This is a genomic window from Gammaproteobacteria bacterium, from assembly GCA_029884425.1.
Lineage (GTDB): Bacteria > Pseudomonadota > Gammaproteobacteria > S012-40 > S012-40 > JAOUHV01.
Window position 1 is genome coordinate 1 of sequence record JAOUHV010000064.1, and the last position, 14,479, is coordinate 14,479.

The 14,479-nt window shown below is 52.8% G+C and carries 11 protein-coding genes and 1 tRNA gene; 5 read left to right on the forward strand and 7 right to left on the reverse strand.

All coding sequences use genetic code 11. The features are described 5' to 3' along the window. Nucleotides 1-58 precede the first annotated feature (58 nt). On the reverse strand, nucleotides 59-706 hold the full coding sequence (locus tag OEW58_12945; GenBank protein ID MDH5302258.1) for a DUF1566 domain-containing protein: 648 nt from the start codon (nucleotides 704-706) through the stop codon (nucleotides 59-61). Nucleotides 707-1,030: 324 nt separating this feature from the next. Further along, nucleotides 1,031-1,660 (reverse strand): DUF1566 domain-containing protein, encoded by a 630-nt coding sequence (locus tag OEW58_12950; GenBank protein ID MDH5302259.1) that lies wholly within the window; start codon nucleotides 1,658-1,660, stop codon nucleotides 1,031-1,033. A gap of 272 nt (nucleotides 1,661-1,932) precedes the next feature. On the opposite strand from OEW58_12950, the gene OEW58_12955 reads away from it, so the two are divergent. Next, a complete protein-coding gene (locus OEW58_12955) occupies nucleotides 1,933-4,779 on the forward strand; it encodes an AAA family ATPase (GenBank protein MDH5302260.1) in 2,847 nt (948 codons plus the stop codon). 526 nt (nucleotides 4,780-5,305) lie between these two features. Here the strand turns inward: OEW58_12955 and OEW58_12960 are convergent. After that, nucleotides 5,306-5,381, reverse strand: a tRNA-Thr gene (locus OEW58_12960). A 117-nt stretch (nucleotides 5,382-5,498) separates the two neighbouring features. After that, a complete protein-coding gene (locus OEW58_12965) occupies nucleotides 5,499-6,395 on the reverse strand; it encodes a DUF4382 domain-containing protein (protein ID MDH5302261.1) in 897 nt (298 codons plus the stop codon). 243 nt (nucleotides 6,396-6,638) lie between these two features. Here OEW58_12965 and OEW58_12970 point away from each other — a divergent pair, with 243 nt between their 5' ends. Next, complete coding sequence (locus tag OEW58_12970) at nucleotides 6,639-8,324, forward strand: FAD-dependent oxidoreductase (protein MDH5302262.1); 1,686 nt, start codon at nucleotides 6,639-6,641, stop codon at nucleotides 8,322-8,324. A gap of 3 nt (nucleotides 8,325-8,327) precedes the next feature. Here the strand turns inward: OEW58_12970 and modC are convergent, their stop codons facing one another. The 3 genes from modC to modA are packed head-to-tail and all read right to left on the reverse strand — an operon-like array spanning nucleotide 8,328 to nucleotide 10,775. After that, nucleotides 8,328-9,416, reverse strand: coding sequence for a molybdenum ABC transporter ATP-binding protein (gene modC / locus OEW58_12975; GenBank protein ID MDH5302263.1), 1,089 nt, complete (start codon nucleotides 9,414-9,416; stop codon nucleotides 8,328-8,330). Then, nucleotides 9,406-10,077 carry a molybdate ABC transporter permease subunit gene (gene modB, locus OEW58_12980; GenBank protein MDH5302264.1) on the reverse strand — a complete coding sequence of 224 codons (672 nt, stop codon included), beginning with the start codon at nucleotides 10,075-10,077 and terminating at the stop codon, nucleotides 9,406-9,408. Before modB ends, modC begins: the two co-directional genes overlap by 11 nt. Then, the gene (modA, locus tag OEW58_12985; protein ID MDH5302265.1) at nucleotides 10,077-10,775 is read right to left on the reverse strand and encodes a molybdate ABC transporter substrate-binding protein; all 699 of its coding nucleotides are present in this window, start codon (nucleotides 10,773-10,775) and stop codon (nucleotides 10,077-10,079) included. The genes modB and modA overlap by 1 nt, the downstream gene beginning before the upstream one ends. A gap of 457 nt (nucleotides 10,776-11,232) precedes the next feature. Here modA and OEW58_12990 point away from each other — a divergent pair, with 457 nt between their 5' ends. From OEW58_12990 to OEW58_13000, 3 genes are all read left to right on the forward strand, one after another. Further along, entirely contained in the window at nucleotides 11,233-11,562 is a 330-nt protein-coding gene (locus OEW58_12990; protein ID MDH5302266.1) for a c-type cytochrome, read from the forward strand. A gap of 218 nt (nucleotides 11,563-11,780) precedes the next feature. After that, nucleotides 11,781-14,000, forward strand: coding sequence for an ATP-binding protein (locus tag OEW58_12995; protein MDH5302267.1), 2,220 nt, complete (start codon nucleotides 11,781-11,783; stop codon nucleotides 13,998-14,000). Between the two features lie 13 nt (nucleotides 14,001-14,013). Next, nucleotides 14,014-14,479, forward strand: a 466-nt coding sequence (locus OEW58_13000) for a response regulator (GenBank protein ID MDH5302268.1), incomplete at its 3' end; no start/stop codon positions are given.

The following is a 14,479-nucleotide window of genomic DNA, read 5'->3' on the forward strand; positions in this document are numbered from 1 at the left end:
GTTGTTAATTAGGGGGGGAGCCCCCCCCTGTAAAGTCAAATGCGCCGAATTACCCAAATCAACTACGGCGCCGCTTCGCAGCCATCATGCCTAAAATGCCAGCTCCAAACAGCAACACCGGTGCAGGTGCAGGTACTGGTACTGGTACGGCATCACGGTTTAGGGCAACGTCGCCATCGCGAACGGCCCAGGCGTAAAACTCATAGTCTTTAGTGATGATGTCCTGATAGCCACTGGAGATATTGAAGTACCACGCGTACTGGGTATCGGGCGCGTATTCAGTACCAGACCAATAGTAGTTCGACTGGAGATTATCGATCAGCCCGACATCATTCTGGCCATAGGAGCTGGTATCTATCCCGTTAAGAGTGCCATTGCCGAAGATACCCCAGGTGGGATCAATACTGCCATTCTCGTTGAGATAGGACTCCAGCCCCAGATTAACATGGTACATATAAGCCAGTTCCGAATTGGCGCTATCAACGTTATAGCCACAATCGGTACCTGTGTTGGCCCAATTGCACCCAGACGTGCCGGTGTCGGTGATACTGGCCAAACGCCAGTCGCCATAGCCGCCATAGACTAGATTATTCGCCCAGGCGTTGGCCGCACCCCAGGTCAAAAGACCATCGGCATCGTAACCCGACGTCATGGCATAGTTGGCGTCCTTTAACCAAGTGATGTTCTGGTCTGAGTCATAGATCATGCCGTTGCCACGGTCGATTAATGCTGCGTGAGCGCTGGTGGATAGGGCGAAGGTTGCAATTGCGATAACTGTCGTCGATTTTTTCATAGTGATTCTCAATAACTTATATAGATGTGATAGGTTGGCTCAGGTTTCCTAATAACACCAATATGAGCCTGTGATTTATCATACGCGGCTGATCAGGGGAAGTTGTCACGAAACGGTCATATTTCAGTCATGTTTCGCTGAGCAATAACCAAAGACAGGGTCAGGCTCGAATATTTCCGTTGTTAATTAGGGGGGGGGAGCCCCCCCTGTAAAGTCAAATGCGCCGAATTACCCAAATCAACTACGGCGCCGCTTCGCAGCCATCATGCCTAAAATGCCAGCTCCAAACAGCAACACCGGTGCAGGTGCTGGTACTGGTACTGGTACGGCATCACGGTTTAGGGCAACGTCGCCATCGCGAACGGCCCAGGCGTAAAACTCATTTTGCTTATTGCTGGAACCCTGTTGACCACTGGCTGTACTGAAGAGCCACGCGTTATCGGTATTGGACTCGTATTCGGAAGGTGACCAATAGCCGAAGGCCTGAGAAATGTTGAATAAATCCAGATCAGCATCGGTACCGCTTAAAACTGATTGGCCCCATGTCAAACCAAAATCAACGTAGTACAAATGGCCCAGCTCGCTACCAGTGCAGTCTTTTCCGATACAATTTTGATCTACATTCGTTAAGCGCCAGTCGCCATAGCCGCCATAGACTAGATTATTCGCCCAGGTGTTGGCCGCAGCCCAGGTCATAAGACCATCGGCATCGTAACCCGAGGTCATGGCGTAGTTGGCGTCCTGTAACCAAGTGATGTTCTGGTCTGAGTCATAGATCATGCCGTTGCCACGGTCGATTAATGCTGCGTGAGCGCTGGTGGATAGGGCGATGGTTGCAATTGCGATAACTGTCGTCGATTTTTTCATAGTGACTCTCAATAACTTATATAAATGTGATAGGTTGGCTCAGGTTTCCTAATAACACCAATATGAGCCTGTGATTTATCATACGCGGCTGTTCAGGGGAAGTTGTCACGAAACGGTCATATTTCAGTCATGTATTGCTGAAGATCATGTGGACATCGTTGTATAACGTGTTGAAAAACATGCGGTAAAGTTTGTTTTTGACAATCGGCGGATGATTGATTGTACTTGAGTCGTGGTCGATTTAACTAATTAGCAGAACAGGAATCTGAACGTTGTCCGCCAGCATTTTTTTTGGTCCTTATCAGCTTGAGCCAGCCGCCGCGCACCTTTTGTGCAAGGATAAGCGAGTCGATCTCACCCCTAAAGCGTTTGCATTGTTGAGCTGCCTTTGCCAAAGGCCTGGCCGAATTGTGAGCAAAGAGGAGCTATTTGACGAAATTTGGCATACCCGACATGTCAGTGAGGGGGTGCTGAAAAATGCGATTCAAGAGCTGCGACAAGCTCTGGGCGACGACGCCAGGGCACCTCGTTATATAGAGACCGTGCATCGCCGCGGATACCGTTTTATTGCCGAAGTGAATACACATGCTCCCGTCGCAGACTCGAACGTTTTGGTAGGCCGCAGCGCTTCTTTGCAACGTTTGCATGAGTTTTTGCATCAGGCGCAACTAGGGCGACCTCGGGTTGTGTTTATAAGTGGCGAAGCGGGAATCGGCAAGAGCACGTTGCTGCGGTTCTTTTCCGCGCAATTACCCACGGAGGTTCATCTGGCACAAGGTCAGTGCGTGGATCAATTTGGCGAGGGTGAGGCCTACTTACCGGTGCTCGAGGCACTGAATCAACTCTGCCGACTTGGTGGAACGGAGATAGTTGATACACTGCGTCATATTGCGCCTAGTTGGTTGGCGCAGCTGCCTTGGTTGCTGAAAGAGCAACAGCGACAAGCGTTGTTGGCTGAAGTACAAAGCGGCAGTCGCGAGCGCATGTTAAGGGAGTTTGGGGAGTTTCTGGAGCGCTGGACGGAGCGCCATCCTGTGGTATTGGTGTTGGAAGATTTGCATTGGAGCGATCACACGACACTTGATTTGATCGCCTATCTGGCTCGCCGGCACGGTGCAGGACGCTGGTTACTGCTGGCTAGTTACAGACCTGTGGATATCGTTGTTGAGCAGCGTCCGTTGTGCGCGCTGCGAAAATCTTTGCAACTGCATAGGCTTTATGACGAAATCTCACTGGATCATTTGAGTGAGCAAGAGGTGACCGATTACCTGAGTGGTCGCTTTCCTGGCTCGTCGCTGCCGGCGCAGCTAATTAGCTCGATATATCGGCGTACTGAGGGCTTGCCTCTCTACCTTTCGCTTATTGCCGAAGAGATGTCGCTATTGTTGGATAATGATAATCCTGACTGGCAATCATTGTTAATGACGTTGTCGACGCTCCCTGAAGGTTTGCGTCAACTGATGGAGCGTCAATTTGATCGTCTCGATGAAATTGAGCGCAGAATAGTCGAAGCTGCTGCGGTGTGCGGGAGTAACTTTTCATTGGCTACGTTGGCGAAATTGTGTGGCGTTGATCTATTTACAGCTGACGGTAGTTGTGAGCGACTAGTGAATAATCATCGTCTTTTTCGATACAGCAGTCACTCCTATTCGCCAGAGCGTCGGCGCAGTAATCGCTATGTATTTATTCATGCATATTACCAAGAGTTAGCCTATCAATTAAGTTTGCCGTCGCGACGTGGTCAGTTACATCTCGAGACAGGTCGCTGGTTTGAGGCGCAATCGGTGCAACGTAGTGAGGAACTCGCCTCTGAATTGGCGCGTCATTTTGAATGTGGACACGATCGTGCTCGCGCTCTGCACTATTTGGTGCTCGCCACCCGCATCGCCCTTCGACGTCATGCGCCACACGAAGTGGAGACATTGGCCGGACGCGCGTTAACAATTATTGATCATGAGTTTGCGAGTGATCCTGCGTACATTGTCACCACATTGGAGTTGTGTACAGCGCTTTCAACGGCGATGCAGATAACTCACGGCTTTGCGGCTCCCGAGTTAACGCCAGTGTATGATCGCATATTGGCTTGCGGTCAAGCGCTGAACAGCACGCCACTTCTTCATTCTATCTTGTGGGGGCTGATCTGTTTTCACAATGTTCGAGGTGAATTTGAAAAGGTTGGTGAATATGCGCAACGACTGTTGACTAACCAATATCCTGATAACCGTGAAGCAGCTTTAATTTGCGGTCACTTGGGGAAAGCTTCAGTAGAGATGTATCGTGGTCATTTCTCAAGCGCCCTTAAGCATACTACTGTGGCGATGGCGCTGTTTAATGAAAATCACCCCAATTTTTCTATGGCTGCCTTGCACCCAGGTGTCCTGGGTTACTATTTTTTGTCTAAACTTCTTTGGTTTAAGGGTTTTCCCGATCAGGCATTGGTCGCAGCAGATCGCGGCACTGCGTTATCGCATGTTATTGGCCAGCCATTCTCTGTTGTTTTTGCCCAATGGTCGAAGGCGAGTTGTCATAAGCAGCGAGGCGAGCTGGATATGGCATTAGAGTGTGCAACAGCATCGATTCCACTGACCGAGGAGCATGGATTTATTTTAATTCACGCCATGCTCAAACCTATTTTTCAGTTGGCGCGGCCAACACAAGATGATTCACAGGCAGGGTTGGCAGAGTATTACGAGACTGGCGCAAAAATCAGCACGTACTTGTTAGTCGATTTAATCAATGCGGCGTTGATGCGTCGCGATGCGCTTCTAGCCAATCTATTACTCGAAGAAGCTTTTTCTGTAATGAACGCAAATAACGAAAGATATTTTGCCTCACAATTATATAGGCAGCGCGCTGCGTTGATGTTGCTGAAGGGTGAGTCGGGAGTGGAGGATGTGCTGCTTCAAGCATTGGAGATCGCCAAAGAACAAGATGCGCCTATGTTCATGTTCGAAATATCTTGTGATTTGGCGCGTCTGTGGCGGGAGCAAAAAAGATATCAGGAAGCCTATGCGCTATTGAGTGACGCGTATAACCAGATTGAAGAAGGGCTATTGTTGCCAGCGTTGCAACGGGCAAAACAGCAGTTGGAGGAGCTAGAGACATTAATACATACATAGTTTGGCTCAGCTGACAGGTAAAGATGACCCCAAGCCACATTCTGACCCTGTCTTCATCGAGCAAAATGGTGAGGGCACAGCAAACCAGAAACAACCGGAAGAACAGCGGAGGGAAAACTCGAAGACCGAGCCCACTCAGGGCCAGGGAAAGCCTGCAGCCAAGCTCCCTTTGTGTTCAACCGGCCTCCGTGCCCAAAAATTGGCCGCAAGATAAATCAGGCGGCATGATAGGCCCCATCATATCCAATTCACCAATCAAAACAAGCCATTTACCCCTTTGAGCACTAGCAAGCGGTGAAGCTTTGACTGGGGAAGATCGATCGAGCGAACGTGCTGAGGCAACGGCGATAAAAAGGGGAACATCAACCCCACTAGCCATGCACCATCCATGAATGCTACTGGCAACTCCATAATAACCAATCTGCCAGCACCCCATTTAGTGCACTACGTAGTGCACTACAGAACGAAAACTTTCCTTGTGGCGAAAAAAAGACCTAGCATTTTCTGGCTAAGTCTTTGATTTTATTGGTGCCAAGAAGCGGAATCGAACCGCTGACCTACTGATTACGAATCAGTTGCTCTACCAACTGAGCTATCCCGGCACTGGTTTACGACAGTGCATATCCAGCAAAAAATAAGCCGGGCGGCGGTGACGTCATTCGCCAGACCAAAAAAAACCGGGCAACTAGGCCCGGTTTTTTTTCGCAACCTGTAACGGTTTAGAAGTTTACCGATACGTGTTGTTCGCGGATCACGGTCGCATTTTGTGGGTTCACAAACGCGATGCTGTCATCGTCTTCGGGGTGATCGTTACCCGCTTCACAAGTCAGCGCGACGGTGTAATTGCCAGCCAGCAGATAGCCAACGGTGTAGCTGTATTTCTTCGTTTCGGCGGAGTACACCACGTTGCTGGTGGCAACGGGTTCGGTGGTGCTGCCGATGTCGTCTGGCGTCACGTCTAAACCTGGGTAAACGTACACAGACGCCGCTACCGTGTCGGTCACGCCGCAGTTGTTGTCGCTAAGTACGGTTTCGCTGACTTCGCCGCCGATATGGCCGATGTCAACGTTGTCCACCAGACGCAGTACTGGCTTGAGCTTGTAGCCTTGCGGCTTGTTTTGAATGACTGATTTACGCAGGTCAAAGTCGATGGTGAAGTGGCTGTGACCACCGGCCGTGATGGTGAAACCACGGTTCAGTTTCAGACCTGTTTGGTCACCGCTGGGGATGGGCAGATCGTGCTTCACGCCGGCCACCTTAATGTAGGTGTCGTCTACGTTTTGCTGACTGTTCACCATCAGGCGAATCCACTCGTAGTGGCCTGCTTGCAGTTCGATATCATCCAGCAGGGGCGCAACCGCGCCGTTTTGCAGTTGCAGCAAATCAAACGAACGTGGTTCATCATAATGGAAATCAATCGCTGAACCGTTTGCGGGTTTGATCGATACGCCGTGGAATTCAACCACGACGGCTTCGGCTTCTTCAACCGGGCCATCGATCAGTTGCAGACTGAGCTTGCCGGTCTGTGGACCACCGCTACCATTGCTGCCTGCGCCACACCCTGTCAGCGCCAGCATGGCGACCAACATCCAACCCAAAGTTACCTTTTGCGCCATACAACCTCCGTCAATTGCGTTTGCTGCACATACCCAATGTGCGAATGGCGCGAAGTATATCTGCTTTTTTTGACGCTGGGCATGTCTGAAAACTCCGACACATTTTGGGCCAGCGCCCGCTATCACAAACCTTTCGTGGCCGCCATCCCCCCAACGGGCAATATCCCTTTAGGTTGTCGGGTGTAGAATGGTGGCACTTGGTAATCCCGGTTCGTGTCCACTCAAACTTGCACGGAGTCTTTTATGTCACGCAGCGATTTGTTCCGCCAGCTTCGCCGTTCCATCCGCATTGCCCGTTTTGCTGACCAACAACGACTTTCCACCTCGGCGGCTTTGGAAAAAGTCCAGGAAGCCGAGCACAAACATCTGCTTAGTCGCCGCAGTTTTTTGACCATGGTGGGTGGCGGCGCGGCGCTGGGAGCGGCCATGCTGGCCCAGCCCAATCGCGCCCTGGCGGGTCTGACCTCGGGTGTGCGCATTGCCATCGTTGGTGGCGGTACCGCCGGTGTCAGCTGTGCCTTTGAACTGGCCGGCAAGGGAATTTCTTCAACCATTTATGAGGCCCACGCCAACCGTCTGGGCGGGCGGATGTGGTCCAGTCATCGCTTTAACGGCCAGGTGGTGGAACGCGGCGGCGAGATGATCGATACCGCACACAAAACCATGCTGGGTTATGTCAATGCACTGGGTTTAACGCTGGAAGATTTGAACAAAAATCCCGGCGAGGTTTTTTATTATTTCCAGGGGCGGCATTACAGCGAGGCGCAGGTGGTTGACGAATACCGCGTACTGGCCAAGCGCATGCGCCCGGATTTGCAACGCATCGGTCAGCCGACCTTCTTCAGCCACACCGAAGCAGAAAAAGCACTCGACTTCACCGATCTGGCCAGCTATCTGGACCGCCACGCCAGCGACCTGCCCTTGATTCGTGGCGTGCTGGACGCGGCCTACAATGTCGAATACGGCCTGGAAACCCATCAGCAAAGCTGTCTGAATCTGCTGCTGTTCATTCACCTGGACAGTCGCCGTCAGTTTGCGCCCTACGGCGTGTTCAGCGACGAGCGTTATCACGTCATCGAAGGTTCGGATCAGGTGCCAAAACGTCTGGCCGAACAACTGCCGGGCAACATCCATTACGGCATGCGACTGACGCGCCTGCGCCGCAACACCTTTGGCGAGTTTGAATTATTTTTCAACAACGCGACCACGCCGGAAGTTGCCGACGCCGTGGTGCTGGCGATTCCGTTCTCGGTGTTGCGCAATGTGCAACTGGAAGATTCGCTGGGATTGTCTGCCGACAAAAAACGCGTCATCAGCAGTTTTGTCTACGGTCAGAATGTCAAAACCATGATCGGTTTCCACGGTCGTCCCTGGGTGGTGCAAGGCGGTAATGGCGACATCTACAGCGACCTGCCCAATATCCAGAACACCTGGGAAACCAATTACAGTCGCGCTGGCGCCACCTCGGTACTGACGGACTACGCCGGCGGCAATCGCGCGCGCAGCATTCAGTTTATGCCCATCTCCGGCGGCCAGGGCAGCTGTGGCGGCTGCCATAGTGGGCCCGGTGGATTCATGGACATTCACGATGAAAAAATGCAACAGCAGGTGGATGCCTTCCTCACGGATCTGGATTTGGTTGTGCCTGGCGCGAAGCAGAGTGCAATTCAAACGGGCAATGGTTATCTGGCCGAACGCGCTCACTGGGGACAGCAGAGCTATTCGCGTGGTTCGTACACCGGCAATCAGCCCGGCTATTTCACCACCATCGCCGGCCTGGAAGCGCAATCCTGCGGCGCGCTGAAGTTTGCCGGCGAGCACACCAACTCGTTCTATGAATGGCAGGGTTTCATGGAAGGGGCGGCATTATCTGGCGTTGCGGCCGCCGCCGAGTTAATCGACGACATCCGCGCCCGACGCATTGCCTAAAACTCAGGGCGGTGTTTCTGTCTCGGCCAGAGACACCGCCTTGATCATCGCAAAACAGTTTATTCCCGGCTGCAAACCCAGCGTGTGCAGCGATTTGTGGCTGATGCTGGCCAGCAGTGGCGCACCTGCGTCCAGGGTCAACAACACCGGCTGACGCACGTCGTCGGGTAACTGCACTGCAGTCACTGTCGCCGGCAGCACATTCAAAAAGCTGGTGTTGGCGGGCGGCTCGCCCACCGCAATCCCCACATTGCGCGCCAAAATATGCACCCGCTGCCGACTGCCAACCTGTGCCTGCAAGCGAGGAAGTTGCAAATGTTGGCCGGCAAAATCCAGTTGAGTGAGACCGAACGAGTCATCGTGAGCCAAAACCGTGGTCTCGATCACCGCACCGGCCAGCTCACCCAAGGTACGCCCTGCAGCAAACTGGGTGCTTAATTCACTGATTGCCCCGGCGGCTACGGTTTTGCCATCGCGCATCAGCACCAGGGTATCGGTGATCTGCAACACTTCGCTCAGGGAGTGACTGACGTAAACCAGTGGAATCTGCAACTGCTCGCGCAGGCGACGCACAAACGGCAGCACTTCCTGCTTGCGCGCCTGATCCAGCGACGCCAGCGGCTCGTCCATCAGCAACAATTGGGGACTGGTCAACAAGGCGCGGCCAATGGCCACCCGCTGCTGTTCCCCGCCCGACAATTTTTCGGGCCGGCGCGAAAGCAAATGACCGATGTCGAGCAGCGCGATGATTTCGTCCCAATCAACAAAACGCTGGGCCTGCGGCACGCGCTGCATGCCAAACCGCAGATTTTTTTCCACCGTCAAATGGGCGAACAGGCGCGACTCCTGAAACACATAGCCCAGCGGCCGCTGCGAAGTGGGAACGAAAATCCCGCGCGCATCGTCCTGCCAGCATTGTTCGCCGACCTGCAACCGCCCCTGGGCGCGTTCCAGGCCCGCCAGACAACGCAGCACGGTCGACTTGCCCACGCCCGACGGACCAAACAAGGTCGTAACACCCCGCCCCACCCGCAACTGGGCATCCAGCACAAACGCCCCTAACTGCAACTGAAATTGCGCATCAATGCTCATGGGCAGGAAACCGTCGATTCATCACGTACACCAAAATCAGCACCACCATAGTGAACGCCAGCAACCCCGCCGACAATGCGTGGGCACTGGCGTAATCCAGCACCTCGACCCGCTCGTAAATGGCAATCGACAATACTTGGGTTTGTCCCGGAATGCTGCCGCCGACCATCAACACCACGCCAAATTCGCCCAAGGTGTGGGTAAATCCCAGCACCGCCGCTGTCACATAACCGCGCAGCGCCAGCGGCATCACCACATGCCAGAAGGTATCGAGCTTGCCGGCGCGCAGGCACCAGGCGGCCTCCAGCGGTTTATGGCCCACCGCCACAAACGCGTTTTGCAGCGGCTGCACCACAAACGGCAAGGAATAAACCAGCGAAGCGATCACCAAACCGGTGAAGGTAAACGTCAGCGGCGAGCCGGTCAGCGCCGACCAGGGGCCACCGATCACCCCTTGCGCGCCCAGCGCCAGCAGCAAATAAAATCCCAACACAGTGGGCGGCAACACCAGCGGCAACGCCACCACGGCCTCGACCACCGCAGCCCATTTTCGTCGGGTTCGTGCCAGCCACCAGGCCAGTGGTGTGGCCAGCAACAGCAACAGCACCGTGGTCACCGACGCCAACTGCAGACTCAGCAAAACCGCCGGCCACCAGCTCATTAACGATACCCCGCCTGTCGAATCAATTGCTGCGCCGGTGCCGACTGCAGAAAATTCAAAAATCGCTGCGCTGCCGGCGATTTGTTCGTCAGCAACACTGCACCCTGCTGCAACGGCGAATAATAGTCCGCCGGCACCAGCCAATACGCCCGTGGCACGCCGCTGGCACTTTGCACCTGCGACAAGGCGACAAATCCAAGCTGGGCATTGCCAGTGGCAACAAACTGATAGGCCTGCGCCACGCTCTCACCGCGCACCAGTTTGGGGGTCAACGTCTGCCACAACCCCAGATGCTGCAACACCTGCTGCGCCGCCATTCCGTAGGGTGCCGTCAGTGGGTTGGCCAAGGCCAAACGGCGCAGCGAAGTTGCGCGCAGACTTTGCGCATCCACCGTCGCCGTACGATCCGATGCCACCAGCACCAGCTGTCCTGTTGCGTACACGAATCTGCTGCCGCGCACGGCCTTGCCCTGCTGTTCCAATAATTCAGGATAGTGAGTGTCCGCTGACAAAAAAACCTCGAACGGCGCACCGTTGACAATCTGGGCATACAGCTTGGCCGAGGAGCCACTGCTGATCAGCAGGCTATCGCCGGTTTGGCGTTGATGCAGGGGCTGCAACTGCTGTAAGGTCGACAAAAAATTCGCCGCCACCGCCACCCGCACATCGGCGGCAGAAACGGCGGCAGGAAACAGCATCAAGCCCCCGATTAAAATCGACCAAAACCGCCCACTGGGTGAACTCCGACCGCAACCTCTCCCGCCCAGACAGAAAGCCTTGAACAGTTTGTTTTCATACAAAAATACTAAACTAAACAATTCGTTTCCTCTTGACTGATAACGCTGACTAATCATTAGCCAATGCTAACATGCTCACTGTGCCAAGGATAAATTTTAAGTTCTTATTACTCAACAAGTTATAATCCAAAAATATTCTCCTCGCACATCCACAACAACTTTTGGCACCCAATCTGCACACCCCAGCGCAAACGTGGGTAGACGAGCTAACTGCCTGCCAGGTGAGTTTGAGACTATGGTTCCACATGCCATCCCCCATAATCGCGGGTTCGCTGGCAGGCAGTTTCTCCCCCCTACCACGGCTTTACCACAGTAATGTGTTGCAATCTCTACTACTAAATCTTCTTGGGAGAGGAAAATGACAGTTAAATCTATCAATCGTGTAGTTCTGGGCAGCGTATTGGGCCTGTTGATCGCGGCTCCTGTATTTGCTTCTGGCGCTGGCGAAGACACCTACAACAAAGTTTGCAAAACCTGTCATGGTCCAGGTGTAATGGGCGCTCCTAAGCTGGGCGACAAAGCTGATTGGGCTGCTCGCGCTGGTCAAGGTATGGCTACTCTGGAAGACCACGCCATCAAAGGCTTCAAAGGTGCCAAAGGCTTCATGCCTCCTAAAGGCGGCCGTTCTAGCCTGACTGACGACGAAGTTAAGGCAGCTGTTGCTTACATGGTTAACAACTCCAAGTAAGACAGTGCCACCATACAAGAGCAGGGAAACCCCCTGCTCTTGTACGAAACGTTCTCCCTCATCCCCAATACCTCGCGCAAAACTCCAAAAAGTGAAAGATCTGTACCATCACTTGATCTAGGGTTATACTATTCGTTCAATTCCGGCCGAGATCCGGAACATCCGCCATAAAGGGGCCCAGCCCCGTAGTTGTTTTATACGCTGGATAAGAACGAAGTATGGGCAAGTCTCAAAAAACGCTTGGCATTTCTGCCCCATCGCAACTGCTTTCGCGCTTTTACACCTATTTTGCCCCGCTGTTTCTGCTGTTCGTGGTCTTTGCCGCCATTGAGTACTACACCGATCTGCGCCTGTCGCGCGGCAGCCTGAAAAACAACGAAACCCAGTACGTCAAACTCGCGGACAATGCCATCACCGACGAAGTAAATTCGGTGGTACTGGACATGATCTTTCTCTCCAAGCTCAACGAAGTCTGGGATGTGCTCGATTCGCCCGAAGACGAATACGGCTGGCTCTCTCTGGCCCAGGAAATTCTCTATTTCAGCGAGAAAAAAGAAACCTACGAACAAATCAAAATCATTGACGCCAAGGGCAATGAGCTTATTCGCGTCAACTATGGCGACGGCCATCCCTACATCGTCGACCGGGCCAGCCTGCAAAACCAAATCGATAAGTCCTATTTCGGCAAAGCCTTCGGCATGAACATCGGTGGCATTTACATGTCATCGTTCGAATCCAACAATGATGCCCGCGACAACGTCAGCCAAACGCGCCCCGTGATCCGCTTTGCCACCCCACTGTATGCATCTGCGGGGAAAAGCGGCATATTGATGGTCAGCCTGCATGCTGATGTCATCCTGAACAGTCTGACTCGGGGAGCAGGCGAAATTTCCGATCACGTCGCGCTGGTCAATTCAAATGGTGCCTGGCTGGGCCCGCCACTGCCCGCCCGCAACAATCAGGAAGAGCAACACAACTTTGTCGAACGCTATCCGCTGGCTTGGGCCGAAATCAGCAGAAAAACACGCGGTACCATTCACAACGAGGATGGATTGTTCACCTTTGACACCTTTGTGCCAAGCTCGTCTTTTTCTGACGTGTATAGCGAAAATAACGACTCAGCCACCACCCGTAAAAAACGCCAGGACACATCAGTAACCCAGCAATGGAAAATCATCTCTCACGTTTCACCCAAGACTCTCAATGCCCATTGGGACACGTATTTTCATTCCCATTGGCAGCTATATACCATCGTTACCATTCTGATCATGGCCATTTCCTATTTTCTGGCCCAAAGCAGTGTTCGCCGAAAATCCATTCAAGAACACAACGAATACGAGCGACGTTTTTTATCTACACTGGAAAACATCAACCTCGCCGCGCTTCGCATTAACGATGAAGGCACCGTGTTGTTCGCCAATCCGTTTTTGCTGAATCTACTGTCGCTCAAACAACACGAATTGCTGAGTAAAAACTGGTTCGACTTTATCGCCGAAGATCAACGTCCGCGTGTCCAGTCGCTGTACCTCAAAATGATCAGCGGCCACTCGCCACCACAGTCCACTGAAACATGTTTACTGACCCAGGATGGTGGCAGAAAATACGTATCCTGGAACAACACCCTGACCCACGATCCCAGTACCAATGTAGCCATGCTCACTTGTATTGGCACCGATATCAGCGAACAAAAACGTCTGAAAGAAGAAGTCGATGCGCGCAACCGGGAAATTGCCCGCAATCAGGCGCTCACCGCCATCGGTGAAATGTCGAGCATGATCGCCCACGATTTGCGCAACCCGTTATCATCCATCAAAATGACGCTGCAAATATTGAGCAAGCACGTCAACGAAAACTTCTCCAGTCAATCCGAAGAACTGTCGTCCATCGCCCTCAACCAGGTCAATTACATGGAAGAGATCATGCGCGACATGTTGCAATATGCCAAACCAGATGCCATCACCCCCGACTGGGTATGCGTCAATGACGTACTGAATACCGCCATCAACACCGTACAAAAAGCGGTCAAAGAATTTAACGGTGACGTTATCACGTTATATGCCTCCCATTTGCCGCGCATTCACGCTGATAAAATCAAACTCTGCCAGGCATTCAGCAACCTGTTGATGAATGCGCTGCAGGCCGCTGCCGATACTGGCAATCAGCCCTCCATCGTGGTTCGCACCGAACTGGGATATGAGCAGGGCATTCCGCTGATTAAAATTAAAATATGCGACAACGGTCCCGGCATTGACGATAGCAATCTGGACAAAATTTTTGATCCATTTTTCACTACGCGCGCCCAGGGAACAGGATTGGGCTTACCCATAGTGAAACGGATTATCGATCAACACCATGGCAAAATCTGCCTGGAAAAAATGCACAGCGGCAATGGCACATGTTGCTTTGTCGAATTACCCACCGGCCCAATCGACTCTTAGTAAAATGATGAATATGACAAATAACAGAGCTCTCTCCGGAAAAATTCTTGTCGTCGATGACGACGTTGCCAACTGTCGCACGTTGCAATTACACCTCCAAAGCCAGGGCTACGACGTCACCACTGCACACAGTGTTGACGAGGGCCTGATGAAAGCGCATGAGCATCATCCTCACCTGGTTATCCTGGATATTCGTATGCCTGGAAAATCTGGCCTGGTTGGCTTGCCGGAGTTCAAACAGAATTTCCCCAATATCCACGTCATCATGATTACCGCGTTCCATGACATGGACACCACTATTCAGGCAATGCAACGCGGTGCAGAAGATTACATTCACAAACCCATCGATATTGACGAACTCAATGGCGGCGTTGAACGCATATTCCGCCAAATCGGCAAGAATTTGCTCAACACCAGCAAGCCCCAGCCAAGCAGCCACACGCCGTACACCATGATCGGTCGCAGTCGCGCGATGAAAG

Excerpts from the sequence above, each read along its gene's own strand:
- OEW58_12945 (MDH5302258.1), bottom strand. The coding sequence starts at position 706 with ATGATCTATGACTCAGACCAGAACATCACTTGGTTAAAGGACGCCAAC.
- OEW58_12950 (MDH5302259.1), bottom strand. The coding sequence starts at position 1,660 with ATGAAAAAATCGACGACAGTTATCGCAATTGCAACCATCGCCCTATCC.
- OEW58_12965 (MDH5302261.1), bottom strand. The coding sequence starts at position 6,395 with ATGGCGCAAAAGGTAACTTTGGGTTGGATGTTGGTCGCCATGCTGGCG.
- OEW58_12970 (MDH5302262.1), top strand. The coding sequence starts at position 6,639 with ATGTCACGCAGCGATTTGTTCCGCCAGCTTCGCCGTTCCATCCGCATT.
- modC (MDH5302263.1), bottom strand. The coding sequence starts at position 9,416 with ATGAGCATTGATGCGCAATTTCAGTTGCAGTTAGGGGCGTTTGTGCTG.
- modB (MDH5302264.1), bottom strand. The coding sequence starts at position 10,077 with ATGAGCTGGTGGCCGGCGGTTTTGCTGAGTCTGCAGTTGGCGTCGGTG.
- modA (MDH5302265.1), bottom strand. The coding sequence starts at position 10,775 with ATGCTGTTTCCTGCCGCCGTTTCTGCCGCCGATGTGCGGGTGGCGGTG.
- OEW58_12990 (MDH5302266.1), top strand. The coding sequence starts at position 11,233 with ATGACAGTTAAATCTATCAATCGTGTAGTTCTGGGCAGCGTATTGGGC.
- OEW58_12995 (MDH5302267.1), top strand. The coding sequence starts at position 11,781 with ATGGGCAAGTCTCAAAAAACGCTTGGCATTTCTGCCCCATCGCAACTG.